26 protein-coding genes and 2 pseudogenes are annotated in these 24,412 nt (G+C 59.2%); 24 read left to right on the top strand and 4 right to left on the bottom strand.

Features of this window, described 5'->3' with window-relative positions:
- Positions 1 to 21: 21 nt before the first annotated feature.
- The 14 genes and pseudogenes from F8N85_RS32420 to F8N85_RS32360 all read left to right on the top strand — a co-directional run bounded on the left by F8N85_RS32420 (position 22) and on the right by F8N85_RS32360 (position 12,626).
- Complete coding sequence (locus tag F8N85_RS32420; RefSeq protein WP_224795794.1) at positions 22 to 6,594, top strand: tape measure protein; 6,573 nt, start codon at positions 22 to 24, stop codon at positions 6,592 to 6,594.
- Positions 6,591 to 7,466 carry a hypothetical protein gene (locus F8N85_RS32415; protein ID WP_150807499.1) on the top strand — a complete coding sequence of 292 codons (876 nt, stop codon included), beginning with the start codon at positions 6,591 to 6,593 and terminating at the stop codon, positions 7,464 to 7,466. Before F8N85_RS32420 ends, F8N85_RS32415 begins: the two co-directional genes overlap by 4 nt.
- Complete coding sequence (locus tag F8N85_RS32410) at positions 7,466 to 7,789, top strand: hypothetical protein (protein ID WP_150807498.1); 324 nt, start codon at positions 7,466 to 7,468, stop codon at positions 7,787 to 7,789. The genes F8N85_RS32415 and F8N85_RS32410 overlap by 1 nt, the downstream gene beginning before the upstream one ends.
- Before the next feature lie 11 nt (positions 7,790 to 7,800).
- Positions 7,801 to 8,232, top strand: a complete 432-nt coding sequence (locus tag F8N85_RS32405) for a hypothetical protein (RefSeq protein ID WP_150807497.1) — start codon at positions 7,801 to 7,803, stop codon at positions 8,230 to 8,232.
- Positions 8,232 to 8,849 carry a hypothetical protein gene (locus F8N85_RS32400; protein WP_150807496.1) on the top strand — a complete coding sequence of 206 codons (618 nt, stop codon included), beginning with the start codon at positions 8,232 to 8,234 and terminating at the stop codon, positions 8,847 to 8,849. Before F8N85_RS32405 ends, F8N85_RS32400 begins: the two co-directional genes overlap by 1 nt.
- A gap of 13 nt (positions 8,850 to 8,862) precedes the next feature.
- A complete protein-coding gene (locus tag F8N85_RS32395; RefSeq protein ID WP_150807495.1) occupies positions 8,863 to 9,480 on the top strand; it encodes a DUF4376 domain-containing protein in 618 nt (205 codons plus the stop codon).
- Entirely contained in the window at positions 9,477 to 9,851 is a 375-nt protein-coding gene (locus F8N85_RS32390) for a DUF1353 domain-containing protein (protein WP_150807494.1), read from the top strand. The genes F8N85_RS32395 and F8N85_RS32390 overlap by 4 nt, the downstream gene beginning before the upstream one ends.
- Before the next feature lie 78 nt (positions 9,852 to 9,929).
- Complete coding sequence (locus F8N85_RS32385; protein ID WP_150807493.1) at positions 9,930 to 10,166, top strand: hypothetical protein; 237 nt, start codon at positions 9,930 to 9,932, stop codon at positions 10,164 to 10,166.
- A 361-nt stretch (positions 10,167 to 10,527) separates the two neighbouring features.
- A complete protein-coding gene (locus tag F8N85_RS32380; RefSeq protein WP_150807492.1) occupies positions 10,528 to 10,953 on the top strand; it encodes a cell wall hydrolase in 426 nt (141 codons plus the stop codon).
- Positions 10,950 to 11,456: a lysis protein gene (locus F8N85_RS32375; RefSeq protein ID WP_150807491.1), complete on the top strand. Its 507-nt coding sequence runs from the start codon at positions 10,950 to 10,952 to the stop codon at positions 11,454 to 11,456. Before F8N85_RS32380 ends, F8N85_RS32375 begins: the two co-directional genes overlap by 4 nt.
- A 34-nt stretch (positions 11,457 to 11,490) precedes the next feature.
- Positions 11,491 to 11,583: pseudogene (locus F8N85_RS35325) on the top strand (hypothetical protein); the annotation flags it as partial.
- Positions 11,584 to 11,848: 265 nt separating this feature from the next.
- Positions 11,849 to 11,992 (top strand): annotated as a pseudogene (locus tag F8N85_RS32370) (DUF2514 family protein); the annotation flags it as partial.
- 38 nt (positions 11,993 to 12,030) lie between these two features.
- Positions 12,031 to 12,339: a hypothetical protein gene (locus tag F8N85_RS32365; RefSeq protein ID WP_150807490.1), complete on the top strand. Its 309-nt coding sequence runs from the start codon at positions 12,031 to 12,033 to the stop codon at positions 12,337 to 12,339.
- An 83-nt stretch (positions 12,340 to 12,422) separates the two neighbouring features.
- Positions 12,423 to 12,626: a hypothetical protein gene (locus tag F8N85_RS32360; protein ID WP_150807489.1), complete on the top strand. Its 204-nt coding sequence runs from the start codon at positions 12,423 to 12,425 to the stop codon at positions 12,624 to 12,626.
- A gap of 145 nt (positions 12,627 to 12,771) precedes the next feature.
- Here the strand turns inward: F8N85_RS32360 and F8N85_RS32355 are convergent, their stop codons facing one another.
- Positions 12,772 to 13,011: a hypothetical protein gene (locus F8N85_RS32355; protein WP_150807488.1), complete on the bottom strand. Its 240-nt coding sequence runs from the start codon at positions 13,009 to 13,011 to the stop codon at positions 12,772 to 12,774.
- Positions 13,012 to 13,335: 324 nt separating this feature from the next.
- Here F8N85_RS32355 and F8N85_RS32350 point away from each other — a divergent pair, with 324 nt between their 5' ends.
- The 3 genes from F8N85_RS32350 to F8N85_RS32340 all read left to right on the top strand — a co-directional run bounded on the left by F8N85_RS32350 (position 13,336) and on the right by F8N85_RS32340 (position 14,912).
- Complete coding sequence (locus F8N85_RS32350; RefSeq protein WP_318183231.1) at positions 13,336 to 13,485, top strand: hypothetical protein; 150 nt, start codon at positions 13,336 to 13,338, stop codon at positions 13,483 to 13,485.
- Between the two features lie 457 nt (positions 13,486 to 13,942).
- A complete protein-coding gene (locus tag F8N85_RS32345) occupies positions 13,943 to 14,158 on the top strand; it encodes a hypothetical protein (RefSeq protein WP_150807486.1) in 216 nt (71 codons plus the stop codon).
- A 532-nt stretch (positions 14,159 to 14,690) separates the two neighbouring features.
- The gene (locus F8N85_RS32340) at positions 14,691 to 14,912 is read left to right on the top strand and encodes a hypothetical protein (protein WP_224795793.1); all 222 of its coding nucleotides are present in this window, start codon (positions 14,691 to 14,693) and stop codon (positions 14,910 to 14,912) included.
- A 262-nt stretch (positions 14,913 to 15,174) separates the two neighbouring features.
- On the opposite strand, the gene F8N85_RS32330 is transcribed toward F8N85_RS32340, so the two are convergent.
- Positions 15,175 to 15,924: a substrate-binding periplasmic protein gene (locus F8N85_RS32330; RefSeq protein WP_150807485.1), complete on the bottom strand. Its 750-nt coding sequence runs from the start codon at positions 15,922 to 15,924 to the stop codon at positions 15,175 to 15,177.
- Between the two features lie 709 nt (positions 15,925 to 16,633).
- Between F8N85_RS32330 and F8N85_RS32325 the strand changes: the two genes are divergently transcribed.
- From F8N85_RS32325 to F8N85_RS32295, 7 genes are all read left to right on the top strand, one after another.
- Positions 16,634 to 17,344, top strand: coding sequence for a class I SAM-dependent methyltransferase (locus F8N85_RS32325; RefSeq protein WP_150807484.1), 711 nt, complete (start codon positions 16,634 to 16,636; stop codon positions 17,342 to 17,344).
- 269 nt (positions 17,345 to 17,613) lie between these two features.
- Positions 17,614 to 18,336, top strand: a complete 723-nt coding sequence (locus tag F8N85_RS32320) for a GntR family transcriptional regulator (RefSeq protein WP_150807483.1) — start codon at positions 17,614 to 17,616, stop codon at positions 18,334 to 18,336.
- On the top strand, positions 18,333 to 19,121 hold the full coding sequence (locus F8N85_RS32315) for an SDR family oxidoreductase (RefSeq protein WP_150807482.1): 789 nt from the start codon (positions 18,333 to 18,335) through the stop codon (positions 19,119 to 19,121). The genes F8N85_RS32320 and F8N85_RS32315 overlap by 4 nt, the downstream gene beginning before the upstream one ends.
- 108 nt (positions 19,122 to 19,229) lie before the next feature.
- Positions 19,230 to 20,162, top strand: a complete 933-nt coding sequence (locus F8N85_RS32310; protein ID WP_150807481.1) for a 3-keto-5-aminohexanoate cleavage protein — start codon at positions 19,230 to 19,232, stop codon at positions 20,160 to 20,162.
- 194 nt (positions 20,163 to 20,356) lie between these two features.
- The gene (locus tag F8N85_RS32305) at positions 20,357 to 21,715 is read left to right on the top strand and encodes an MFS transporter (protein WP_224795792.1); all 1,359 of its coding nucleotides are present in this window, start codon (positions 20,357 to 20,359) and stop codon (positions 21,713 to 21,715) included.
- A 127-nt stretch (positions 21,716 to 21,842) separates the two neighbouring features.
- On the top strand, positions 21,843 to 22,772 hold the full coding sequence (locus F8N85_RS32300) for a LysR family transcriptional regulator (RefSeq protein WP_150807480.1): 930 nt from the start codon (positions 21,843 to 21,845) through the stop codon (positions 22,770 to 22,772).
- Positions 22,773 to 22,852: 80 nt separating this feature from the next.
- On the top strand, positions 22,853 to 23,218 hold the full coding sequence (locus F8N85_RS32295; protein WP_150807479.1) for a 5-carboxymethyl-2-hydroxymuconate Delta-isomerase: 366 nt from the start codon (positions 22,853 to 22,855) through the stop codon (positions 23,216 to 23,218).
- Between the two features lie 94 nt (positions 23,219 to 23,312).
- Here the strand turns inward: F8N85_RS32295 and cynS are convergent, their stop codons facing one another.
- Positions 23,313 to 23,783 carry a cyanase gene (gene cynS / locus F8N85_RS32290; RefSeq protein WP_150807367.1) on the bottom strand — a complete coding sequence of 157 codons (471 nt, stop codon included), beginning with the start codon at positions 23,781 to 23,783 and terminating at the stop codon, positions 23,313 to 23,315.
- Positions 23,784 to 23,830: 47 nt separating this feature from the next.
- The coding region (locus F8N85_RS32285) for a carbonic anhydrase (RefSeq protein WP_150807478.1) at positions 23,831 to 24,412 on the bottom strand (582 nt) is incomplete at its 5' end.

Below are 24,412 nucleotides of genomic sequence, written 5' to 3'. Positions count from 1 at the left end.
CTCGAAGCCACTACCGCGCAGATGCGCCAAGAGCTGGCGCGTGCCGACTCGTCGGTGGCGCAGGTTTCCGGACGTATTGACCGGCAGTTGGCGCAGGTGGATGCCGCGTTTGATCGCGTGGGGCTCAGCGCGCAACGCGCGGGGGGTCTGCTCGCGGGCGCCCTGTCCCTGGGGATTGGCGGTGCCGGGATCGGCGCCTTGATCCACCAGGCCGAGGTCTACACGCAAATTGCCAACCGGCTGAAACTGGTCACCTCGAACAGCGCCGAGTTCACCGCCGCGCAAAACGCGGTGTTCAGCATTGCGCAGAAAGCCGGCCAGCCGCTGAGTGCCACCGCGGAGCTGTATCAGCGCATCGCGCAAAACCAAGACGCGCTCAAGCTGAGCGGTAAGGGGGTGGCCAGCATCGTCGAGACCATCAGCAAAACGATGGTGATCAGCGGGGCTTCGGCCGCGTCGTCGAGCGCGGCGCTGGTGCAGCTCGGCCAGGCCTTCGCCTCGGGCACGCTGCGCGGCGAAGAACTGAACTCGATCATGGAGCAAGCGCCCGCGCTCAGTCAGGCCATCGCCAAAGGCATGGGCGTCTCGGTGGGTGCGCTGCGCGCCCTGGGTGCTGAGGGTCAGCTGACCGCGGAGTCGGTGGTGCAGGCCCTGCAAGCGCAACAGGGTGCGGTGGATGCGTTGTTCGGCAAGATGCAGGACACCATCGGTACCGGAATGACCCGGGTGCAAAGCTCGTTCACCAAGCTGATCGGCGAGGGCGATAAGCTCGGCGGGATGAGCGTCCGGATCTCCGCGGCGCTGACCTCCGCCTCCCGGGCCATGGACGCCCTCACGGCGGATGGCGATGCCTTCGCGGAAACCATGCACAACGTCGGCAGCGCCTTGGAGAGTGTGGCGTATGTGGGGGCGGCCGCGCTCGCGCTGGGCTCCGCGAAGCTGGTGGTCTCGTTTTTGCAGGCCGCCGATGCCTCTATTGTGCAAGCGGGCGCCTTAGCGCTGTCGACCAAGGCCAGCCTGGAGGCGCTGACGGCCGAAGCGGCGCTGGCCCGGCAATCGTTGCTCACCGCCCAGACCCGGCAACTGGAAGCCAAGGGCTTGGTCGAGCGTGCAGCCTTGGAGCTGGCGGCCGCTCAAGGCAAGGTCGCTTCTGACCGGGTGCGCCAAGCGTCCGAGCTGGGCAATCTTAAGCTGGTTCAGACCACGCTAACGGCGGAGCGCGAACTGGAGGGGCAGCGCCTTAAATCGCAGATCACCGATCAGGGCCGTGGCCTGTCCATTGCGCGCATCGCCGAACTTCGCATCGCCGAAGCCGGGGCGATCAAACTGGTGCAGGCCGCCGAAGTGTCGTTGGCCGCGACGACCGTGGCGACCTCCGCCTCGATCACCGCCGCCCTGGGCGCGCAGACCGCCGCCCGCGGGGTGCTGGCGGAAACCACCGCGGCGACCAACGCCGCCATGGTGGCGTCTGATCGGGCCGCTGGCGCGGCGAGCGCGGGCGCCAAGGCCGCCCTGGTGCTCTCCACGGCCAGCCGCGGCTTGCTGGCCCTGCTGAGTGGCCCGGTGGGCTTGATCGCGATGACCGGCCTGGTGGCCGCGTCCTTCATTGACTTCGGCGACAGTGCCGACAGCGCGACCGCCGCCCTGATAGACCAAAATTCGACAGTAGATGAGTCGATCAAGAAGTTTGATGAGCTTGGTGCAGCTCAGCGCCGCTATCAGTCCATCACGTGGGCAGAGGAGCAAATTAAAGCCACCGAGTCGGCCAACGCAGCGCTCAATAAGTATTCCGCAGATGGTGCCGAAGCTTTTTTGCAGATTGGCTATGACGCCAATGAATACCGGGCCAAGTTCAAGGAAATGATCGAGGAGGTGCGAAAAGGCCAGCGCACCCTGGATAGCGTCACTGAGTGGGCCAAAAAAGATGCAGGCCTCACCGATGACAAAATCAAGAAGCTGTCCGAGTCTTCCAGCGCCTACGAAGAGACCTCTAAAAAGGCAGGAGATCTTGGCAAAATTCTAGGCGCGGTCAGCGGCGCAACCGTTGCTGTGACTTCCAGCACCGAAAAACTGAAAGTCGCTCAAAAAGACTCAGGCCAGACCGACGCCGTCAAAGCGTCGTGGGACAAGTACGTCGAGCAGTTGACCAAAACCCGCGATCTGCTCGGCGCGAACACGGCGGCCGAGACGGCCTATACGGCGGCCAAGATGGGCGCCACGCCCGCGCAAGTGGCCCAGGCGAAATTGATCGCCGAGCAAACGGATGCGCTGAAAAAGTACCAGGCCGCGATCAAGGACGGCGACAAGGTCCAGCAGGCCAGCCTCAAACTGCAGTTGGTGGCGCTCTACACGGCCGAGGCGGCCACGACTCAAGCCGCCGCCACACAAAGCAAGGCCTACGCCGACACGGCCACCGCCGCCGAAAACAGCGCGCGGCGGCAGATCACCGCCATCGAACAGGCCGCCAACTTCGCGGTGGTGGCGGCCACCCGCGTGGCCCTGGGCGCTGCTACCCCGCAGTCAGCGCTGTCGGGCTACGGTTTGCTCACGAACGGCGGTCTCGCCCCGGCGGTTCCGGCGGTCCCGGCGGCGACCCCCACTCAGCGCGCCGATGCAGCCATCGCCCAGCTCAACGCCACGACGGAAGCGAACAAAAATGTCGACAAGGCGGCCAACGCTGCGGCAACCGCACTGAAGAACCAGGCGAAGGCCCTGGACGATCTGCTGGCCAAGTCTGGGATCTCGACCGCGGCGGCCAACGAAATGGCCGAGGCCTATCTGTCGGGCGCCGATAACATTCGCGCGATCACGATTCAGCAGCGGATCGAGGAAGAGCTGCTCAAGACCGGGGCTGGCGCGCGCGCCAAGGTCACCGCGGCGGTCAACGCGCTGCAGGACGCCGAGGATCGGCGCGATGTGGCCAAGGCCACCAGTGAGCTGAAGGTCGAAGTTGAGCAAATCCTGAAGCAGGCCACCGCCACCCTTCAGGGCAAGGATGCACTCGACGCCTTCAACGTCACCAAGGCTATGACGATTGCGCTGTCGGGCAAAAATATCGCAGAGGGGAGCAAGGAATACGAGCTGCTCAAGCTGCAGACTGAGGAGCAACTTAAAGCCAACAAGGCGCTGGAGCAGGCGGGCCAAGTCGAAGGCATCGTTGATCGCCTTAATCCCAAGACCAAACTCCTGCGCGATTTCACGAACGAACAGGATGCGCTGAACGCCGCTATTGGCCGATATCCAGCAAATGCGGCGCTCTATCAGGATGCCCTGGTCAAGCTAGGCAACGAGTACGAGGTCAACCGTTCCAAGGCCACCCTGTGGGGGCGGATGACTGAGGGCGCCATCGATCGTATCGACGAAGCGTTCGCCACCGCTTGGGGCAATATCGGCAACGGCGCGGAGAGCCTGTGGGACAACCTGAAGAAAGGCTTCAAGCAGACGCTGGGCGAGATCGCTCACATGCTCACCACCAAGCCGTTGCTCGCCTCGATCAGCAACTGGCTGACCGGTACCGATAACGGGCAGGGTTTGTCTGCGGTCTGGGGCAAGTTGCTGGGTGGCGCCGGCGGGTCTTCTGGCTCATCTGGTGGCGGCTCGATGTTTGGCGGTCTGGCCAGCGTCGGCAAAGATCTGGTTTCAGCTTGGAACGCGGTCACGGGCGTGGGTGCGGAGATGGTTGCAGGCTGGGCCAGTGGCGGCGCGAGTGGCGCGGCATCGGCGGGCATCAGCTACTACAGCACCCTGATCAGTAATACCGCGGGCTATCTGTCGACTGGCCTCACCAACTTAGCAACAGCGGTAGGTCTCCAGACCGCCGCCACCACGACAGCGACCGCTGCCGCCAGCGGGACCGGCTACGCGCTAGGGAGTTCCCTGGTAACAGGCACTGCGGGCTCAGCCACCTACGCGGCCGGTGGGGCGTCCGCCTTCTCTTCAGCAATGTCTTCGATGGCCGCCATGTGGCCACTCGCGGTCGTCGCGGGAATGTATCAATCCGGAAAATTGTACGACCAAGGGGTCCGGCCGGACGGTGGTGAGATCAGGGACAGCGCGGGCGGAACAACGCTCGGCAAGGTCGCAATGGCGCCCGGCGCGGCCATGTCTGATTTCTTCGAAGTCCAGGACGATGTGCTGGGCAAGCTGGTGGGTGGCAAGCTGGCTGCCATTCTGACCGGCTCGACTCTGCACCAGGCGCTCACGAAGAAAGTCGGTGAGAAGCTGTTCGGCGGCGAGTGGAAAAACAAGAACTCCGGTATTGCTCTTGAGGTAGACGGCGGGCAGCTTGAGGCTCGTCAGTACCTTGAGCAGGAGAAAAAAGGCGGGTGGATCTCTGGTAGCAGCAAGAGCCGAACCAAATACGGCCCGCTGGGTGAGGAGGCAGGCGGCTATGTCGGCGGCAAGTTCAACGAGAAGATCCTTGGCACCATGGGTCTTGCTTCTATGTTGGGCATCAAAGTGGATGAGAATTCATTCGACGGCCTGAACATCGCCAAGAAGAAAATCAACACGAAAGGCAAGTCGGACGAATACGTCCAGACCGCGATGAACGACTGGTTCGACGCGCTCGGCGATTCCGCAGTGGCTGCGATGAACACAGCCACGGGCGCCGGCCTGGACGGTTTCACCTTTGAGGGTCTGACCACCTTCGTTAACAGCCTGTACACCATGAACGCCAGCTTTGACTTGCTCGGCATGAAAATGGTGGGCTTCAACGTCGCAGGTGGTCGCGCCGTTGAGAGCCTTGTGGCCCTGGCTGGAGGCATGGAGAAGCTGCAGACCAACATCTCCAGCTACTACGACAACTTCACCAGCGACACGAAGAAAGCCGACGACACCCTGGCGGCAGTAACAAAGCAGTTCTCCGACCTGAACCTGGTCCTCCCGGGCACTCGGGACGGTTACAAGGACATGCTCGAGCAACTCGACATGACCGGCGCGTACGGCCAGTCCGTGTTCAATGCAATGACCATGTACGCGCAGAACGCTGCGGTTGCATACGGCATCCTCGAGGAGCGCGCCAAGGCAGCAGCCGAAGCCCAGGCAATAGTTGCCGAGAAGCAGGCAGCCACCAACGCCAACTATTACACCCTGTTCACCACTGAAGCCGAGCGAGCCAACGACAAGTTGATCGCTATCACTGCTCAGTTTGCGGCGATGGGTGTCGTGCTGCCCGCGACAAAAGATGGCTATAAGGAGATGGTCTACGCCGCTGGCCAGGCGGGAGAGTCAGGCAAGAAGCTTTTCGACTTCCTGAAAGGCTCGGCCGGCGATGCGAGCGATGCTTTCTCGATCGTCGCGCAGCGGGCTGAGACGCTGAAATCCAACGCAATCGCCGGCGCAACGTCGGCAATGTCGATGCTGCAACGGTCGATCACGGCTCAGCAGAAATCGGCATCTGATGCGTACAACGCAACGAACGCATCGCTGAGTGATATGGCGGCCACTGCTGCGAGCAACGTCTCGGGCCTGACGTCGGTCGGCAACGATCTCAGCTCAGCACTGAAAGCGCTTCGCGGCGACTCGGATGACGCGGTGAAGATGCTGCGGGCTCAGGCTCAGGCCACGCTGCAAAGTGCGCTGGCAACAGCGAAGGCGGGCGGTTCCTTGGCGGGCTTCAGCGGACTCGACGACGCGCTCGACACGATCGGCAACAACAACACCGATCTGTACGGGTCGCTGGAAGACTTCAACCGGGACCAGGGCCGGACTGCCAACGTGGTTGCCGAACTCAATGCGCTCAACGGCAAGCAGCTCACAACGGCTGAGAAGTCGCTGGAAGGGCTGGAGCAGCAGATCAAGCTGGCAGAGGACAACTACAAACTCCTGACCGCCCAGTTCGAATCGGAACTGACGTTCGCCCAGGCCCAGCTTGATGCTTTGAATGGTGTCGACACGTCGATCATGACAGTGGCCGCAGCGGTCGCGGCCATGAATGCGGCAGTGGTCGCCGCGTTGGCGACATTGCCTCGCACTGGTGCAGGGAGCGCTGTGGCCAACACCTCGCAAAACAACGGCACGGTCATCGACAGTATTTATCAGTCGGTGCTCGGGCGTGAGGCGGACGCCGGCGGCAGGGCGTTCTGGCAAGCGGCGCTGGACAGCGGGGCCATCCCCTATGACCAGATCGCGGCGGCGATCCGCGATGCGGCGATCGGCAACGGTCAGCTTCCTGCCTATGCCAACGGCGGGAAGGTTTACGGCCCTGGCACTGGAACCAGCGACAGCATCTTTGCTCGGCTCTCGAATGGCGAGTACGTCATGAGCGCTGACGCGGTACGGATGTTCGGTACCGGGCTACTCGATCAAATGAACGCTGGGCAGTTGCCGGCGTTTGCCCGCGGTGGCGGTGTCGGGGAAACCGGCCCGCAACTGGAAGTCACAGGGCCGAGCCGGATCTTCAACGCGAACCAGACGGCGGGGATGCTGCGGGGTGGCAGCGACAATGCTGCGCTTCTGTCCGAACTCAAGCAGATGCGCGAAGAAAACAAATCGCAGCGGTTCCAGATCGCCAAGACCAATCAGCAAGTTGCAGCGCTGCTTCAGAAGTGGGATGCCGAAGGCACGCCCCAGGAAAGGGATTACGCCCTATGAGACTCATCAAGCCGGTTGAAATAACACCGGCAAAGCTGATCAGCAGCAACGTGCCGGAAACGGATTATCCGGCCTGGGTGGCGGGTACTTACGCGCTGGGCGACAAGCGAATCAGAGACCATCACATCTATGAGTCGCTGGCTGCGGCCAATACCGCCAATCCTTCGGATGCCACCAAATGGCAGGACCTGGGGTTTACCAACCGCTGGCGGATGTTCGACAACAAGGTCGAGTCCCTGACGACCAACCCCGGCACGATTGAAGTCACGATCCTGCCGGGGGCGGTCGTTAACTCGCTGGCCCTATTCAACCTTAAGGGCAAGTCAGTAACAGTCACGATGGTTGACGCGCTGGAAGGTGAGGTATACCGAAAGCAAATCAGCCTTGTTGATGCGGCGGTCACCAATTGGTACGACTGGTTTTTTGAACCGGTTGGAATTCGCACTGATGTCGTCGTGCTGGATATGCCGGCGTACGGCTCGGCCAATATCGTTGTAACCATTGATGCAGGGGCCGAAGTTGCCGCAGTCGGGCACTTTGTAATTGGCTCAGTCAAGACGATTGGCACCGCCCTTTACGGTACGTCGGTCGGCATCAACGACTACAGCCGAAAGACCACGGACGACTTCGGCAACACGGTCGTTATCCAGCGCTCGTTCTCCAGTCGGGCGGAGTTTGATATTGCTCTCGACACATCCGAAGTAACAAGAGTTCGCAGATTGCTTGCCGACTTGCGGGCAACTCCCGTTGTTTGGATCGGCGAAGAATCCTATGAGGCCACCATCCTGTTTGGTTTTTACAAGGACTTCCAGATCGTGTTTTCCGGTCCGAGTGTTTCCGATTGTTCAATTACTGTTGAGGGGGTTATTTGATGGCTATTCCACCTGTTATTCCTAACCTACCGCCAGCGCCAACTCGAAGCGACGGCGCGGCTGATTTCACGCCTAAAGCAGATGCAATGATCGCGGCCTTGCAGCCTACGATCACGGCCATGAACACCTCCGTGGCTTTCATCAATGACACCGCCGTCGATGCCAGCGAAGCCATTGAGGCTTCGGCCACGGCTGTGGCTGCAAAGAATGACGCCCTGGCATCCGCAGTGAACGCAGCAGCTTCCGCCGCTGCCGCCGAAGGCGCTGGCGGTGTATCCGGCAATCTCGCCACGGTTTATGCAGCCGTTCTCGCATTCAGTTAAGGATTTGAATCATGGTCATGACAGCCGTTCCAGCGTTTGCGCAAACCCCTCGCCTTGTTAAAGCAGTAGCCACGGCGGCAGTTGGCAATATCGCGACAGATACACCGACCAACGTTGTAGAGCTTATGTTGGCGGGTGCCAAGGGCAGCTTGCTCACCAAGCTTTCGGCAATGCCTCGGGCCACGGCCACAGCAAACTCGCTGGTCCTCTTTATCACCAAAGCCGATGAGTCGCCGACGCCGCATAGCAAGTTTGCGCTGAAAGATTCGGCGCTCATGGCAGCCTACGCGATGAGCGCAACGACTGAGATCGTTCAGACCTTGTTCTCGAAGATCACTCCGGCGAACCCGATCCGACTGGGCGCAGGCGATAAGCTCTGGATCGGCACTCAGGTCGCGCTGGCGTCGGGCGTTGTATTTGTTGGCGAGGGGGCAGATTTCTGATGAGCATCTACGATCTTCATGATATCGGTACTGGATCGGCAATGCTTCCCGGCCTACCCGAACCAAGAAAAAGCGGAAGTGCTGAAATAACAAGTTTTCAACAGTATTACTACACTACCTATTTCGGGGGTGTTGGTAATACCCGGGTTCTGCCTTTTACAAAGAAGGTAGACATGTCCAAGTCAGTAGTCATACTGCGATCATGCGGGAGCCCTAACCCTAATGGTGACTGCTTATCAGGATTAGTGGCATGGACCGATGAATCAGTTAGTATCGGGGTTAGTAATGCTCCGTACAGTGGCGATGCAGCCGATGTGACCGTTTTAGAGTTTGCCAATTGCAAGCAGGTGGTTAAGGTACTGGTGACGCTGGCGGCTGGTACCCCAGGCACTCTGGATGTTGCAAACAAACAAGTTCCGCTTCCTGACGGTTTAAACTTGCGGAAATGCTTGTTTTTTTCGAGTCTTAACAGCATTAACGTTAACGATAACTGGGGGTCAGGGCGGGCAATATTTCAGATGTTGTATGACCAAAATCAATTGCATCTATCACGAACATTCATCGGCACAACTTATCAGGCTGCCACTTTTCTTGTGCAAGTAGTAGAGTTCAACTAAGGGGCAGTATCCTATGTCTGTATTTTTGCGAGTCCAAAACAACATAGCAACCCGCGAACCAATCCCCGACTTCCTCCCCCGCGAACCTGAATCCCTCGTCGACCTTTCATGGACTCCAGTCGAACTCGGCGTGCAAGACTGCGCCTGGTGGCCAGAGGAAAACATCGAGGGCGAACTGGGCGTTAACAAGAAGTGGGGCGCGGAAGTTCTGACTGTCGATGCTGCGCGCAAGGTGGTCACAGTCGCCCGCAAGCAGGTCGCCATGACCACGGCAGAGAAGGCGGCGCGGGATTCTGCTATCGCCGCAGAGTGGGCTGAACGCATTGCTACCCGCCGCTGGAGCGCCGAGACATCCGGCACTACCTTCGGCGGGATGGCCATCGACACAGACGACCGCAGCAAGTTGCTGATTAACGGTGCTGCACTCCGCGCTGATCGAAGTGCCGACTATGTGCTGCGTTGGAAGACATCGCAGGGATTCGTGGATTTGACGGCAGAGCAGGTGCTGGCCGTGGCCGATGCCGTGAGCGAGCACGTTCAACTCTGCTTTGACCGCGAGGATGCGTTGCTGGGTGCTGTGGCCGAGGGATCGATCACCGCGGTGATGTTGGAAGAGGGGTGGCCAGCATGAGCCGCTTCGTCACCACCCTGAAGACCGATCAAACCGACCGGCGAACCTACACGCTCCTCGATGACCTGGTACTTGCCGACGAGGACGAGCGCACGATCACCGTGCCCGCCGGCTTCGTCACGGACTTCGCGAGCATCAAGGTGCTGCACAACGCCTTCCTGTTCGTACTGTTCGCCCTGGTGTCCGGATACGGCAACTACGCCGCGACGGTGCATGACTGGTTGTATTTCGGCGGACAGGCGAGCCGCAAGGAAGCTGATGCGGTTCTGTATCGGGCGTTGCGTGCGGAGGGTGTGGCGCGATGGCGGGCCTGGCTGTTCTGGGCTGGCGTCAGGGTAGGCGGCGCCAAGCAGTACGCTGTGCGTAGGTGACTCATGCTGCCCTTGTCTGCCATCACGCTGAAATAGTTCTATGCTCAAATAAAAATAATACGGTCGAGGAGAGAACCCATGCCTAGCATTTCAAAAGTGGCGATACAGATGATTTTTTTATTTGCGCTGGCGTGCGTATGGGCGGTGTCTTTTGGCTGGAAGCAGCAGGTAATGGGCTCGTTCGAGATCAACCATGCCGGTGAGGGGAGTTCTATCTTGAGCGCCAATGAACAAGTCGATACTTCGAGTAATGTGGGCGCTCCTATTAAAACCAGCGGCACAGATATCGACCCGAGTACAACTGTAGCTGGATAGCAAAGCATTAGGGCGGCGCCAAGCAATACACCACGACCCCGACACGTTCGGGGTTTTCTTCGTCTGGGCGCTGAAAAGACGAAGCCCCTGAATGTTGGCCATTGCAAGGGCTTCTAGCTTCTACGAAGGGGAGCAGAGAGCTTGCGGAAGAGCCTAGCAGCGAGAAACTAAAAAGCAAAACCCCGACGCTTCTCGACCGTCGGGGTTTCTATTTTCTCCTGCACCCTTTAATACGAGAGAACGTGGGAATAATCCTACCAGCGCCAATCCGGCTCGCCAACCGCCGATCGGGTCTCTATCGACTACAAATTTCAGCTATCCAGCCCGCCCAGTGCGGGCTTTTTTTCGCCTGGAGAAAAGCATGACCGCCACAGAAAAAGACCGGGACATCCTTGCGCGCACGCTGTGGGGCGAGGCTCGCGGGGAAGGGCTTGCGGGACAAATCGCCGTCGCCTGGACAATCCGCAACCGCGTGAACGACGGCAAGACCAAGTCCTGGTGGGGCGAGGGCTATGCCGGCGTATGCCTGAAGGCCTGGCAGTTCAGCTGCTGGAACAAGAACGATCCGAACTTCGCCTCCCTCAGTGGGAGCAAGCCGATCCCGGCCGGGCAGTTCGCCCAAGCGCAGCGAGCTGCCGACCAGGTGATCGCCGGTACCGTGCCCGATCCTACCGGTGGTGCGACCCACTATTACGCGACCACCATGCCGAAGGCTCCGGCCTGGACTGTGGGAGCGAAGCAGACGTTGAAGCTTGGGCACCACATCTTCTTCAAGGAGGTGCCATGAGTCCCGCAGCGCTGAGGCTGTCGGCGGTGATTGGCCTGGTCCTGTTGCTGCTGACGGTGGGCGCGGCGTGGAAGGTACAGGACTGGCGCTACGGCAAGCAGCTCGCGGAACAGTCCGGCCTGCACCAGGCTGACCTGGCCACCATCAGCAATGCGGCCTCGGCTCAAGTGCGCCAGGCCCTGAAGAAGCAGCAAGCCGCCGAGAAGACCCTGGCCGACCTCGATGCCAAGACCACCAAGGAGAAAATGCATGACCTCGCTGAAAATGAAACTCTGCGCCGCGCTGTTGCCGATGGTGATCGCCGGCTGCGCATCGCCGGGAGTTGTCGTGCCGGTGCCGGTGATGTGCCCGGTACCGCCAGCGCCGCCAGCCTGGGCGATGGCGGAACCTTCGAACTCGCTCCAGCTGCTGGACGGACTGTTTTCGATATCCGCGCCGGGATCATTGCCGACCAAGCTGCCTTGAGGGCGTTGCAGTCTTATGTGATAAATGTGTGTCGATGATGGGATGGTGTTCAGTCGGCAGAACGCCGGGAGGAGGGCGCTGCTAGCTGAACGCCGGCAGCGGCTCGGGTACGAGCTAGAACTCTCGACGGCAGCTGAGGCTTGTCGCGGATCAGTCAGGGTTTGAATCTATTATGCGCTGGCGCTCGAGTTGCCTCGCCCTTCTCGACGGCAAAGGTGCCACATGGTGATCGAAGACACGTTTTTCAGCGTCACTTAGAGAATCGTGGCAATTATCGTGCAAGGCAATCCCACACGATGTCGGTCCCTCCTTCAGCAGACCTTCGTCAACAAGGTCCTGAATAGCGTAGCCAAGCTGTTCATCCTCATAGCTGTTAGGTTCCACACGAAATCCCTCCTGATAAGTGTCGGGAGCGTAGCTATTCTCGGCGCAATCTGCCACCCGCGCTGCCGTGGTGCTCTCCGACCTGCTCCAGCGGGCTGACAAAACAGCGGGAGAACTGGCGGCAGCGTATGACCGGGCCCGGATAGCTGGCCTGGCGTGCGAGGCTGCCTATACTACCCGCATAAAATAATTCTTAAGGCTAACCACTCGTCTTGGTCGGAGAACATCATGGCTACTTCCTATCCTACCAATCCGATGCATCTGCTCGGTAAATCCTATCGCTTCACTGAGACGCTACGTTCCGGGCAGGTGTTCAATTACGAAGCTCGCGTCGTTGGTGTAGAACTCCCTTGTCTTGGTACGTCTTTCAAGTGGTCATTGCTCTTAGAACATGATTCCTCGCGTGAATCCATTCTTGATTACGTCGACCTCGATTCCCTCATGTTTGACTGGGGTGTTGCCCACTCCACTCCACCTTTCGATGCACGAGCATTTGACCAACCCCGAGAATGCTCCTCGCCATCAGCCGTAGGGTGACAGATAGAAAATGCGGCTCAGGCACCCAATCCGGGAAATGTTCCTAGGTCGTAAAGTCTTCGTCATCGGTAATGGAGGCCAGTATGAGAGATCTCGACGAGAAGATAGCTGCTGGGGAGCCACTAATGCAGCAGGCTCTGCAGGCATTGCGCCGGTACAACGAAGCGCAAGGCGCGAAGCCGGCAGAGGAGGTCGAGTGCCTTCGCCTCGAAGCGGAAGCGCTCATGACGGCGGTGTCGGAGTATGTATCTCGGTTGCTGGGTGGTCCGGCGCGGACGCTTCATTGAGCTGGTGAATGGACGCGGGAGCGCTCACTGCCAGGCTCGAAGCAGTCTTCCAGCAGCCAACTGACCACCCCGAAGGCCGTTGCCAGCTACACCGCACCTATGACTAAAAAAGCAGCGCAACAAAGCGTTTGAAGTCCATTCCAGCTTACCGATTGATCTTGTCTTTGGCCTTCAGCCATTCCTGGCGGGCCTCTAGGTACTTTTCGTCCGCACGCCTTTTGAGTTCCGAGAATTCATGAAGGGTCTGAGCGGAAATAGGCTGGTTACTCAAGAGCGCATAGGCTGCTTCACTGAGCTGATCAGCTTCAATGAAAAGTTGATTGCTGAGGTCGATGGATGCAGGTCGCTGGGGATTTTGCGCTTTTTTCGAAGTGATCGGGGTCATAGCGGCATTTCCTTCTGGCAGGACTCGAAGGGGAAAACGCTCTCCTGGCATTCCTTCAAGTCAGGCGCCGAGCACAGGAAATCGCTCGGCGTGTGGTCATCGTTCCTGACCATAACGGCATATGGCACTGAATGAGTTTGGACGAAGTTGAACTGTTTTGTTCATAATGCTGATGGGTGGTGATTTTCCGAACTTCTCCCATCCAGGCTGGTCAATCGCGATAGGGCTCATAGACAGGATGGCAGTGTGGAAGACGTAGTGTTGGGGCCGAAAACGAGGTGCGAGGCTGACCGGTTGCTGGCGCAAATCAGGCGGGCTGACACCATGATTGCCGCAGTGAAGGCCGGTGCGCGAGCTGAAGGCTTTGTGCTGGGTCTGGAGACAGCGGGCGCACTAAGGGCTGGCGATGCCGAAAACCTCTATCTGGTGTTCGAGTCGGCGATCGAGAAGCGACTGAAGATTCTGGTGCCCTGACGTTCGCAACGGCAATGGGCACCGAAAATTTTATGTTACCTCTGGCGCCCATATTGCGTTGACCTGCAAATCGATGTGAACTCTGCAATTCGCCGACTATCTCGCTGCGGTTCTTGGCAGGGCCCTGAGGGCTTCAGCCGTGCGCCCACCTAGTACGGCGCGACACAGCCTAGCCAATAGGAAGATGGGCCACCGAAGCGATGAGGGTCATCACCTGCGTCCTGGCCAATCGGGGAGCGGTTGAGAATCTCCCTTGGCTTTTGGATCACCTCACCTTTTTGGCCCTGTGATGGGTAATCTGACCCGCATTTGGCAGGAACTACCCAACATCTTTCCGCCCCCGATATGCGTTTTCAGGAAAAATCGGAGAGGCGAACCGTCGAATTGACAAGCGCCGACCTAGTGCCTTCACTGAAGTCTTGCCAATACCGGCTATACAAATGACGAGGTGGATGTAATGCCTTCATACAAGACGGAAGAACTGGATGAGCTCCTGGCCAGAATTCATGAAGGTCAAATTGAAGTTAGTGGTAAGGACATCGAGCCGTTTAAGCGCTTGCTTGATTTGGGGTTAGTCGAATTTAAAGGCGAGGGTGGTCCCGAACGTTACACGAACGTCTTGCCTACTGATTCTGGAGTGCGTCGAGTTCTAGATCCTGAAGGAAAGCTTTAGGTGTCATCAAACGACCGTAGCAGACAGCCTGGAGTGGTGTTGTGTACGCAAGACTGGTGCGAGAGGTAGAGGCCGTTGCGATTGCCGTAGGCAGCATTTCAAGTGTCGAGTGGAAAGAGCCAACAGTGGCAACTGATCCAAGAGACGAATAAACAAGCGATTCCTTGATATCACGGAATTATCGAGTCGGGTCGCTAAACAATTGGGCGGGAAGGTATGAAGTAAAAAGCGGCTACCGTGTGCCGGCCGGTCCGGCAGCTATCGGTGATTCACTAATGCGATAGGTGGATTGTGTTCGGTCGGCAGGACGCCGGAGAGGGGATGTTTCTCGTACCACTTTCCGTACCATTTGATGTTCCCGACAGGGGTTTTGGGGGGCGGTCATCGCTCCTGACCATAACGGCCTATGGCAAAAAAAAGTTTGGCTCAATTAAACTGTTTCGCCATGGATGCTGATAGATGGTGCTTTTGTTTGAACGGCTCACATCCTGACTGGTCCACCCCGATAGGGCTCATAGTCAGGATGGCAATTATGGATGACGCAGTGTGCATGAAAGACCTTGGCGAGAAGATCGCCGCAGTGGAGCCGCTAATTCAACAGGCGTTGAAAGCGCTGATAGGGTACTACGAAGCGAAAGGCGTGAAGCCGGCCGCGGAGGTCGAACGGCTGAGGATCCATGTGGAATCGCTCACGACTGCGGTGCATGAATTTTATCAGCGAGCGCTGAGAGGGTCAGTGCAGACGCTTGATTGAGCGGGGAGGATCAGGCCCTGCGCCTGGTTCCGCGCATTACCCACAGCCACATCGACCCTGAACCACTCGAAGACCTCGGAAGGCTCGCCCTACAGTAGCGCCATCTGCTCGGCCCGCTCCATTGGCGTGGCCGCGTCGAGCCATTCCCTTATTTCAAGGCTGATGGCTGTATGTAGCAATAATGTTCGTGGCTTATCCTCCACGTTGAATGAGAGAGCAAGGGTAGATAAGTGCGAGGCGGGCTTGCGCTGGTTCCGCGCTTTCATTGCCCGATGGGTTGATTGTATCGCTCCTGGATGCGCTCCAGCTCGCCCGAGTGGCGCAGCTGCTCCAGGGCGCTGACCCAGGCGGCTACCAGTTCGTCGTCACAGTCGCGGCTGAAGGCGATGTACAGCGATGAGCGATAGAGCTCGATGGGAATCTGCCGCAGCGTGCCGGGGGCGATGTTCAACTGGCGGCTGTAGTAAGCCACCCCCGCAGTGGTGTCGCCTATGATGATGTCGGTGCGCCCGGCTAGCAGCATGCGATAGAGCTGCAGGCTCCCGGTTGCACTTTTTTTGAGGTTGTTGAAGCCCCGCGACTGCAGAATCTCGGGTATTAGGCCGGCATGTCTCGTCGTGATCTGTGGGGCGTGCAGTAGCTGCTCTAAGGAATTCACCGGCTGCTGCGCATTGGTTAACTGATAGGGGTGAATGGACTCTTCCACGATCGGTCCGACCCACTTGTATAACGGTTCGCGCTCCGCCGTGCGGAATAGGGAATACATTATGGTCTTGGGCCGGGTCTTCAATGCGCGGGTGCTTCGCATACTGGGTAGCAGCACCACCTCAAAGTCATCCCCGGTCAGCGCCATTATGCCCCGAACGATCTCCGTGGCCATGCCGGTGAGCTGATTGTTCTCCTGGTAGTTGTACGGCGCCCACTCTTCAGTAACGACCTGATACTGCTCGGCCCTGACGGGAGTGCCGAGTAATAGACAGAGCAGCGCGGCAGTAAGTGTCGAATGTTTCACGTGTTCTGCCTGGTGGGCTATGCGCTGATCAAGGGTGGATCCCAAACGCTGGCAGATTTTACGTAGCAACGCAGATTTTACAACGGTGCATGCGTTTTCACACAGCCTGGGCCGAAAACGGTCTATCGCAAGTATTCATATTGGCAATCGTTAGGCTTCCCTTAGGCCATCTGAAATTTCCGATTCCAGTACGGCTCAGCGCCGCTAAAGCTAGAAAGGTTTAGGGCAAAATTAGGGCAAATCAGGGGCCGCCACAGGCCGCAGTACGCCTCAGACAAACTACGAAAACGCCGTTTTTAATGGTCTAGAGCGGACCTGAGGGACGTGTGAAGGGGTTCGAATCCCTATCTCTCCGCCATATTTAAAAGCCCCGAGCGCTTATAGCCCTCGGGGCTTTTTTTCGTCTGGTGAGTATGGGGTACCTGTTTCATTCCCTTGCGACCTCTCTCTCTCTGCGGACTCAGGGTGCAGCGGTAGTGCACCTCTCCGGTATCCGGCTTCCCCAGCCAGTAGTCATCTTGGTCTTTCTTGAGTCGATAAATCGCTAGGGAACTGGCAATTCAGCGATATAAGGGGAGGTGATCGTCCGCTTTCCAAACGCAGAAACTGAGGCTGGTCTATAACGTGGGGAGCTATTCATCGCCAGGATTACCGGCGTCTTCAGGGATGAAACACTGATTGGTCTGGAGCTGGCTTTCGAGGATTGACCATGGATCTCAAGGAAACCGACATCCTCGGTTCAAGCATTGACCAACATTGGTATTACTGTTCAAAAGCCGCGGCAACGACTCGTCTGCTGGGTGATGCGCCATTCGACAAGATTCTCGATGTAGGCGCCGGTTCCGGGTTCTTTACCCATTATCTGCTGACCCACACCCCCGCCACCGAGGCCTGGTGCGTGGACATCAGCTATGGGGCGGATTCGGATGCCGCGACCGCCGGTAAACCGGTGCACTACCGCCGTTCGATCGAGTCTGTGGAGGCCGATCTGGTGCTGTTGATGGACGTGCTGGAGCATGTCGATGACGATCTTGGATTGCTCAAGACTTACGTCGATAAGGTTCCGTCCGGGAGCCGTTTTCTGATGACAGTGCCTGCGTTCCAGTTCCTTTGGAGCGGACACGATGACTTTCTCGAACACAAACGTCGCTACACGTTGCCGCAACTGGAGACGCTAGCCAAAGACGCAGGTTTGACGGTCCGGCAGGGCGCTTACTACTTCGGTCTGGTATTCCCGATAGCGGCCACCCTGCGGCTAATGCCCAAAGGTGCGCAACCTTCGCCACCACGCTCGCAACTCAAGCGGCATCACCCGCTGGTCAACAGGCTTTTGAAGACCTTGTGCAGTATTGAGCTTCCCTTCATGGGCGCGAACCGTCTGGCTGGTTTGACGGTGTTTTGCCTGGCGCAGAAGCCGTGACCTCAACCCGCGACATGGGCGCGGACAAGTAGGCCTTGATCTCGCTAGCGAGCACATCGTCTCGCACTCCCCAATGCTCAACACCGAAGACAAAGCCAGCTACTGCGCCCGTGCGTTGCTCAGGCGAACACAACGGGCGACTGTGTCATGGGCTGACTTCATCGAGGTTTTGCAATCAGGCACTCAGGTGCCTTTGTCGAAAACTGTTTGACATATTTGATTTGTGATCACATATTTAACCCATAAGAACCACAACACAGGTTTGACTCATGACAGATGGTCCGATTCCTCTCCCCACGCTGCGCCAGGTTTCCCGCGATACCTTGCAGGATCAGGTCTATCGGCAGATCCGTGAAGCCCTGATGAGCGGCCGTTTTCAGCCTGGCCAGAAGCTGACCATTCGCGGTCTGGCCGAAGCCCTGGGTTCCAGCCCGATGCCGGTGCGCGAAGCGCTGCAGCGTCTGAGCGCCGAGAATGCGTTTGAAGTCACCGAAACTTCCCGTCTGCGGGTGCGCATGATGACCGTCGAGCGGTTGCGCGAGATTCGTGATGCGCGGGTGGCGCTGGAAGGTCTGTTGGCCGAAAAGGCCGTGTTGCTGCTCGACCAGGCCGATCTGGCGGAAATCTCCGACCTTTGCCAGCAAATGCAAAAGGCTGCCGATCAGGTCGATGTTTCTCGTTACCTGTGGACCAACTTTGCCTTTCACCGGCGGATTTACGCGGTCGCTCAAGCCGAGCTGACGATGGCTGCCGTGGAGAATTTCTGGCTGCACATGGGACCCTGTTTTGCCCTGGTCGCCCCGGACAAGGCGCATCTGCAGCGCTCGATGGAGGCGCATACGCGCATTGTCGACGCCCTGACAGCGCGCGATGGGGCGGCTGCGCGAGCAGCGGTCACCGATGACATCATGCAGGCCGCCGATTCCCTGTCGCGCCTGCTCGTCAAGAACGACCGTTCGCGGTCGTCTGTCTCAGGAGGTAAAAGCGCATGAGTGTCTTGCAACGGTTGCAGCCCTATCCGGATTTACGCGTATTGATTACCGGCGGGGCTGCGGGTATCGGCGAAGTGCTGGCGGCGGCCTACATTGAAGCCGGCGCCAAGGTGCATGTCTGTGATGTCAGTGAGTCGGCGCTGGCGGCTTTTCGTGATCGTTATCCAGGCAGCGTGGCGACCCGCGCCGACGTTGCTGATGCGGCGCAGATCGAGGCGGTGTTCAAGGTTCAGCGCGAGCAGTTCGGTGGGCTCGACGTACTGGTCAACAACGCCGGAATTGCCGGGCCTACCGGCGGCATCGATTCGATCAGCGATGAGGACTGGCAGCGCACCATCGACATCAATCTGACCGCGCAATACCGCTTCGCCCATCATGCAGTGCCGCTGCTGCGCGAGTCAGCGCATGCTCACCTGCTGCATATCGCTTCGGTTGCCGGACGCCTTGGTTATGCCTGGCGCACGCCGTATGCCGCGACCAAATGGGCGATTGTCGGGCTGATGAAGTCCCTGGCCTCGGAATTGGGCGAGAGCGATATTCGGGTCAACGCCTTGTTGCCTGGCATTGTTGAAGGTCCGCGGATGGATAGCGTGATCCGTGCCCGTGCCGAGCAAGTTGGCGTGCCTGAAGCCGAGATGCGCCAGGAGTACCTGAAGAAGATTTCCCTCAAACGCATGGTCACTGCCGAGGATGTCGCGGCCATGGCGTTGTTTCTCTGTTCGCCGGCGGCGCGCAACGTGACCGGCCAGGCGATCAGTGTCGATGGCAACGTCGAGTACCTGTAACTGTTTGGCTGAATGACCCGCCTGGATCAACGGCGGTAGTTCCAGAAGAGTGCACTTACTGAAGTAACCAGGATTTTTTTCAATAAGAATAAAAGTCGGAGAACAGTCATGTCCAAAAATCGTCCAGTCATTATTACCTGTGCTGTTACGGGGGCTATTCACACGCCTTCAATGTCGCCCCATTTGCCGGTCACTGCGCGGGAGATCGCCGAGGCGGCCATTGGTGCCGCCGAAGCGGGCGCCGCCATCGTGCACCTGCACGCCAGGGACCCTGAAGATGGCCGCCCGAGCCAGGATCCGGAATTGTTCCGGCAGTTTCTGCCGCAGATCAAGGCGGCCAGTGATGTGGTGATCAATCTCACCACCGGCGGAGCGCCGACCATGGGCGTTGAAGAACGTTTGCAACCGGTTCTGGAGTTCAAGCCGGAACTGGCGTCGCTGAACATGGGCTCGATGAACTTTGGCCTGTACGAAATGCTCAACCGCTTTACCGAATTCAAGCACGACTGGGAGCGCCCCTATCTGGAGGAGAGCGACGACCGGATATTCCGCAACACCTTCCGTGACATCGCGCATATCCTCAATGCGTGCGCGGAGAACCGCACCCGTTTCGAAATCGAGTGCTACGACATCGGCCATCTGTACACCGCTGCGCACTTCCTGGAGCGCGGTCTGCTCAAACCACCGCTGTTCATTCAGTCGGTGTTCGGCCTGCGCGGCGGCATCGGCGGCCACCCCGAAGACCTGGCCCATATGCGCCGTACTGCGGACCGGCTGTTCGGTGATGATTACGTGTGGTCGATCCTGGGTGCAGGGCGCAATCAGATTCCACTGGCGACCATGGGCCTGGCGATGGGCAGCAATGCTCGAGTGGGGCTGGAGGACTCGCTGTGGGATGGCCCTGGCAAGCTGGCCGCATCGAATGCCGATCAGGTCCGGCGCATTCGCAGCGTCATCGAAGCCCTCGGTGGACGTGTCGCCACCCCTGACGAAGCCCGTGAAATGCTCGGGCTCAAGGGGCGGGACCAGGTCGCTTTCTAAGGCCTGTTCATAATCGCAGTTGGTTGCTCATGTGCAGCCAGCGTCCATCCCGCACAAAAACAAAAAAGGGATATCACGATGGGAAATGAAATCGTCGCAGGCCTCAAGACCTCACTGGGCGCAGACCCGGTGCGGGAGGTCGACCAGAAGATCGCTCCAATGGCGCCCACCTCGCTCGACGGGAGGTGTGCAGCATGAACACTACAGAATCGTCCATGCCCCGCGACCAGAAAACGCTGAATAAACTGATGTTCTTCAAGTTGATGCCGCTGCTGATCGCAGCCTATGTGCTCAGCTTTCTCGATCGCACCAACATCGCACTGGCGAAACATCATCTGGATATCGATCTGGGTATTTCCGCGGCGGCTTACGGGCTGGGCGCGGGGCTGTTTTTTCTGACGTATGCGCTGTCGGAAATTCCCAGCAACCTGATCATGCACAAGGTCGGCGCGCGCTTCTGGATCGCGCGGATCATGGTCACCTGGGGCTTGCTCTCGGCAGCCATGGCGTTCGTTCAAGGCGAGACTTCGTTCTACGTCTTGCGCCTGTTATTGGGCATTGCCGAGGCGGGCTTGTTCCCGGGGGTCATGTTGTACCTGACCTATTGGTTCGGGCGTGAGCAGCGAGCGCGCGCCACCGGTTATTTCCTGCTGGGTGTGTGCTTTGCCAACATCATCGGCGGGCCGCTTGGCGCGGCGCTGATGGAGATGGACGGGATGCTCGGCTGGCGCGGCTGGCAGTGGATGTTCCTGCTCGAAGGTCTGCCAGCGGTGCTGTTTGCCTGGGTGGTCTGGCGCAAACTGCCAGACCGTCCTGGCCAGGCACCGTGGTTGAGCGCGGAGGAAGCCAGGGGCATCGAACAACGCCTGGCGGCCGAAGCCGAGGAGGGCGCGGGTCACCACGGAAACTCGCTCAAACAGTGCTTCACGGCGCAGATCCTGCTGGCGATCTTCGTTTACTTCTGTCACCAGATCACGGTCTACACGGTGATCTTTTTCCTGCCGAGCATTATTGGCAAATACGGTGACTTGAGTTCGATGAGCGTCGGTTTGCTGACCTCGTTGCCGTGGATCGCCGCAGCGATTGGCGCCGTCATGTTGCCACGCCTGGCGAACAACCCGCGGCGGGCCCGGCACTTGTTGGTGACCGGCCTGTTGACCATGGCACTGGGCCTGGGAATCGCGGCGGTGTCGGGACCAGTATTCAGTTTGCTGGGGTTCTGCCTGGCGGCGCTGATGTTTTTCGTGGTCCAGTCGATCATCTTTTTGTACCCGGCTTCACGGCTCAAGGGTGTGGCACTGGCCGGCGGCCTGGGCTTCGTCAACTCCTGCGGATTGCTGGGCGGCTTCGTCGGTCCGTCGGTGATGGGTGCGATCGAGATGAGTACCGGCAATGCGATGAATGGCTTGAAGGTGATCGCGGTGGTGCTGGTGGTTGCCGCACTGGCGGCGTTGCGTTTGCGTCAGGGGCAGGAGAGCGCTCACCCATTGGCCAGCCGGTCTTCTCCCGAGTCTCGGCCATCACCCGCACGAGGCACTGGTGCTGGCGGTTGAGGACGGTATTTGCGCTTCATCGTTGATGATCCGAAAGCTGCTCCCACAAGGGGGCAGCTTCGTTTCATTGGGCAAAGGCCTCGGCCCTCCCTAAACTGTCAGCAGTCTTGGAGACTGAGGGCAACAGATGAATCGTAACGAACTGCGCAAGGCCGACATCAATCTGATGGTCGTGTTCGAAACGCTGATGCTCGAACGCAATGTGACGCGGGTCGCCGAGAAGCTGTTTCTCGGGCAACCGACCATCAGCTCGGCGCTCAATCGCTTGCGCACAATGTTCAACGATCCGTTGTTTATCCGGGTCGGGCATCGCATGGAGCCGACGGCAAGGGCCGAGGAGATTATTCGGCATCTCTCGCCGGCGCTGGACTCGCTGTCGGCCGCCTTGAGCCTGACCCACGATTTCGACCCCACCAGCAGCACCATGACCTTTCGCATCGGCCTGTCCGATGATGTGGAGTTCGGTTTGTTGCCGCCGTTGTTGCGGGCGCTGCGCCACGAGGCACCACAGGTGGTGTTCGTCGTTCAGCACGTCGACTACTGGCGGATCCCGGACTTGCTGGCGTCCGGCGACATTACCGTCGGCATCAGCCAGACCCGCGGCCTGCCGGCCAACGCTAAACGCAAGTTGCTCAGGCATATTCAGCCCAGCGTGTTGCGTGCGGATAAGTCTGACACCCCGCTGACCCTCGATGAATACTGCTCACGGCCGCATGTGCTGGTGTCCCACACCGCCAATGTCAGTGGTTTCGCTGATGAGTGGCTGGCGGAAATCGGCCGTACGCGCCAGGTGGTGCTCTCGGTGCCGCAATACAGTTCGTTGCCGGCATTGCTCGCCGGCACCGACATGATCGCCAGCCTGCCGGATTACACCGCCGCGGCGATGGCGGCTTCCGGTCAGTTGTTCAATGAGCCATTTCCGTTCAAGACACCGACCCTGGATCTGTCGATGGTCTGGCTAAGCCACGTCGACAGCGACCCCGCCGAGCGCTGGCTGCGTTCGCGGCTGGAAGCGTTCATGAGTGAGCGCGGGGCGACCCCTCCCAAACCGCTCTGAAAGCAGAGCCGGGGCGGCGGCGGCAAGGCGTCCCTGTGCTATATCTACCACCTTACCTTCACGCGATCAGGAGCACTTTCATGCCTCACCTGCATATGGAATACACCCCCAATCTGCCGGGACTGGATGCCGACAAGGCATTGTTGCGACTCAACCTTGCGTTGGTGGCTTCAGGGCAGTTTGCGGCGGAGTTCGATATCAAGAGCCGGGCAGTGCAGGTGGGGGCATTTCGGGTCGGCACCGGATTGGGCGAGCGGGCTTTCGTGCATGTGAAGCTGGCGCTGCTGAGCGGGCGCTCGGCCGAGACCAAGCGGCAATTGTCGCAAAGCCTGTTGGCGGTACTGCAGGACCTGTGTGAATGGCCGGCCAATGTCCAGGTGCAATTGTGCGCGGAGATTCTGGATATTGACCGGGAGTCTTACACCAAGACGGCTATCGGGGTCTGATGCGTCTGTAGGAGCGGCGGTGCGGCGATCCGACTTGCCCGCGAAGGCGATTTCAGGATTTGCGCCGATTTCCCCGCGGACAATACCTTTTCAATCAGAACGGCTTGGTCGGCAGGTACTTGCCATCCAGCGTGATCACCGCGCGGGAACCGCCGTCCGGGTCTTCGACTTTCTTGATGTCCAGTTTGAAGTTGATGGCGCTGATGATGCCGTCGCCGAACTGTTCGTGGACCAGCGCCTTGAGCGTCGAGCCGTAGACCTGCAGCATTTCATAGAAACGGTAGACGGTCGGATCGGTCGGGATGCCGCCCTGGATGCTGCCGCGCAAGGGCACGCTTTGCAACAGGCGGCTGGCATTCTGATCCAGGCCGAGTTTGTCGCAGACTACGTCGGCGGCCTCCACCGGTAGAGGGTGTTGACCGAGCAGGGCGGCGGTGACGAAGGCCAGGCTCAGGCCGGTGCCGTCGGTCAGGTCCTGCCACGACAGGTTTTTGCGGGCCTTGGCGTCGATGATGGTGTCGGCCAGGGCCAGACGTGGAGCTTGAGCGAATTGGGATTGCAGCATGGTGATTTCCTCTTGGGTGAAGTACGAAAAGTTGCTTCCACTCTGGGTCAGGCGGCGTGTGGCAATTTGCTGGACTGGGCACAGGTCTTTGGGTAGTCGGTGAGCGAAACGAAGCCCTGTCTGACGCCGTCCAGCGCGACGATGCCGCCGCTTTCAATGTCGTAGACCCAGCCGTGCAGGTTCAGTCGACCCTGCTCCAGGGCCAGAGCGACTGAAGGGTGAGTCTTGAGATTGGCCAGTTGGGCGATGACGTTTTCCCGTACCAGCGAATCGAGTCGCTCTTCGGCCGATGCGTGAGTCCGGGAGGCGTTGATCACCTTGGCCGACTCGGCGTGGCGCAGCCAGTTGGCCACCGCCGGCAGGTGATCGAGGCATTTGCAGGTGGAAATGGCGGTCATCGCACCGCAGTCGGAATGGCCGCAGATCACGATGTCGCTGACGCCGAGCACGGCGACGGCATATTCCACCGTGGCTGACACACCGCCCGGCTCTGGACCATAGGACGGCACTATGTTGCCGGCGTTGCGGATCACGAACATGTCGCCGGGTTCCTGCTGGGTCAGCAGTTCCGGGACTACACGGCTGTCGGAACAGGTGACGAACAAAGTGCCCGGGCTCTGGCGGGTAGC

This window comes from Pseudomonas fluorescens, assembly GCF_902497875.1.
Lineage (GTDB): Bacteria > Pseudomonadota > Gammaproteobacteria > Pseudomonadales > Pseudomonadaceae > Aquipseudomonas > Aquipseudomonas fluorescens_BR.
Note: the sequence above shows the minus strand (reverse complement) of the source record. Positions and strands in the feature narration are given on the sequence as shown.

What these genes read in the sequence shown, in the direction of transcription:
- F8N85_RS32305 (WP_224795792.1), top strand. Translation starts at nt 20,357, where the DNA reads ATGAACACTACAGAATCGTCCATGCCCCGCGACCAGAAAACGCTGAAT.
- F8N85_RS32315 (WP_150807482.1), top strand. Translation starts at nt 18,333, where the DNA reads ATGAGTGTCTTGCAACGGTTGCAGCCCTATCCGGATTTACGCGTATTG.
- F8N85_RS32365 (WP_150807490.1), top strand. Translation starts at nt 12,031, where the DNA reads ATGGCTACTTCCTATCCTACCAATCCGATGCATCTGCTCGGTAAATCC.
- F8N85_RS32415 (WP_150807499.1), top strand. Translation starts at nt 6,591, where the DNA reads ATGAGACTCATCAAGCCGGTTGAAATAACACCGGCAAAGCTGATCAGC.
- F8N85_RS32355 (WP_150807488.1), bottom strand. Translation starts at nt 13,011, where the DNA reads ATGACCCCGATCACTTCGAAAAAAGCGCAAAATCCCCAGCGACCTGCA.
- F8N85_RS32375 (WP_150807491.1), top strand. Translation starts at nt 10,950, where the DNA reads ATGAGTCCCGCAGCGCTGAGGCTGTCGGCGGTGATTGGCCTGGTCCTG.
- F8N85_RS32340 (WP_224795793.1), top strand. Translation starts at nt 14,691, where the DNA reads ATGGATGACGCAGTGTGCATGAAAGACCTTGGCGAGAAGATCGCCGCA.
- cynS (WP_150807367.1), bottom strand. Translation starts at nt 23,783, where the DNA reads ATGCTGCAATCCCAATTCGCTCAAGCTCCACGTCTGGCCCTGGCCGAC.
- F8N85_RS32310 (WP_150807481.1), top strand. Translation starts at nt 19,230, where the DNA reads ATGTCCAAAAATCGTCCAGTCATTATTACCTGTGCTGTTACGGGGGCT.
- F8N85_RS32325 (WP_150807484.1), top strand. Translation starts at nt 16,634, where the DNA reads ATGGATCTCAAGGAAACCGACATCCTCGGTTCAAGCATTGACCAACAT.
- F8N85_RS32390 (WP_150807494.1), top strand. Translation starts at nt 9,477, where the DNA reads ATGAGCCGCTTCGTCACCACCCTGAAGACCGATCAAACCGACCGGCGA.
- F8N85_RS32320 (WP_150807483.1), top strand. Translation starts at nt 17,614, where the DNA reads ATGACAGATGGTCCGATTCCTCTCCCCACGCTGCGCCAGGTTTCCCGC.
- F8N85_RS32380 (WP_150807492.1), top strand. Translation starts at nt 10,528, where the DNA reads ATGACCGCCACAGAAAAAGACCGGGACATCCTTGCGCGCACGCTGTGG.
- F8N85_RS32410 (WP_150807498.1), top strand. Translation starts at nt 7,466, where the DNA reads ATGGCTATTCCACCTGTTATTCCTAACCTACCGCCAGCGCCAACTCGA.
- F8N85_RS32420 (WP_224795794.1), top strand. Translation starts at nt 22, where the DNA reads ATGCGCCAAGAGCTGGCGCGTGCCGACTCGTCGGTGGCGCAGGTTTCC.
- F8N85_RS32400 (WP_150807496.1), top strand. Translation starts at nt 8,232, where the DNA reads ATGAGCATCTACGATCTTCATGATATCGGTACTGGATCGGCAATGCTT.
- F8N85_RS32345 (WP_150807486.1), top strand. Translation starts at nt 13,943, where the DNA reads ATGCCTTCATACAAGACGGAAGAACTGGATGAGCTCCTGGCCAGAATT.
- F8N85_RS32360 (WP_150807489.1), top strand. Translation starts at nt 12,423, where the DNA reads ATGAGAGATCTCGACGAGAAGATAGCTGCTGGGGAGCCACTAATGCAG.
- F8N85_RS32295 (WP_150807479.1), top strand. Translation starts at nt 22,853, where the DNA reads ATGCCTCACCTGCATATGGAATACACCCCCAATCTGCCGGGACTGGAT.
- F8N85_RS32350 (WP_318183231.1), top strand. Translation starts at nt 13,336, where the DNA reads ATGATTGCCGCAGTGAAGGCCGGTGCGCGAGCTGAAGGCTTTGTGCTG.
- F8N85_RS32300 (WP_150807480.1), top strand. Translation starts at nt 21,843, where the DNA reads ATGAATCGTAACGAACTGCGCAAGGCCGACATCAATCTGATGGTCGTG.
- F8N85_RS32385 (WP_150807493.1), top strand. Translation starts at nt 9,930, where the DNA reads ATGCCTAGCATTTCAAAAGTGGCGATACAGATGATTTTTTTATTTGCG.
- F8N85_RS32405 (WP_150807497.1), top strand. Translation starts at nt 7,801, where the DNA reads ATGGTCATGACAGCCGTTCCAGCGTTTGCGCAAACCCCTCGCCTTGTT.
- F8N85_RS32395 (WP_150807495.1), top strand. Translation starts at nt 8,863, where the DNA reads ATGTCTGTATTTTTGCGAGTCCAAAACAACATAGCAACCCGCGAACCA.